This is a genomic window from Promicromonospora kroppenstedtii DSM 19349, assembly GCF_000515355.1.
In the GTDB taxonomy this organism is placed as follows: Bacteria; Actinomycetota; Actinomycetes; order Actinomycetales; family Cellulomonadaceae; genus Promicromonospora; species Promicromonospora kroppenstedtii.
Map to the genome: position 1 here is coordinate 30,514 of NZ_KI911724.1, position 669 is coordinate 31,182.

A 669-nucleotide genomic window follows, 5' to 3' on the forward strand; every position below is an offset into this window, starting at 1 on the left:
GGGCGCCGCGCCGGCCGGCGTCCCGGGCCTGAACCGGCCCGGCTGGGTCACGCGCGAGACCGAGGAGCTGCAGGCCGTCCTGTGGGACGACGCCCTGATCCATCGCGGCGGGCGCGAGTCGCGGCGCATCATCGTCGTCGAGCTCGACGGCGAGCCTCGCGGCTACGTGACGTTCCGCCGGAACCTCAGCTGGGAGCCGACCGGCCCGCGCGGGCAGGTGAGCGCCGGGGAGGTCGTGGCGCTCGACGCCCCGGCGGCCCGTGCCCCTGTGGGGCGCGCTGCTCGACCTCGACCTGACGAACGAGGTGTCCCCGTTCATCCTGCCGGTGGACGACGTGGTGACGCAGCTCCTGGTGAACCTGCGCGCCGCCGCACCGCGCACCCCGGACAACCTGTGGGTGCGGCTGGTCGACGTGCCAGCGGCCCTCGCGGGCCGGCAGTACGCCGGCGACGTCGACGTCACGCTCGCCGTGACCGACACCCGGCTGCCCGCGAACGCCGGGGTGTACCGCCTGCGGGCCGAGGCGTTCGGGCCGGCGTCGGTGGAGCGGCTGGACCCGGAGACCGAGGTGCCCGAGCTTTCGCTCGACGTGCGCGAGCTGGGCGCCGCCTACCTGGGCGGGAAGTCGCTCGCGACGCTCGCCGCGGCCGGGCTGGTCACCGTGCACC

Annotated in this window: 1 protein-coding gene; it reads left to right on the forward strand. The window is 76.2% G+C overall.

What is annotated here, in order from left to right:
- Positions 1-260: 260 nt before the first annotated feature.
- On the forward strand, positions 261-669 hold a 409-nt coding region (locus tag PROKR_RS37520; RefSeq protein ID WP_245605910.1), incomplete at its 3' end, for a sterol carrier protein domain-containing protein.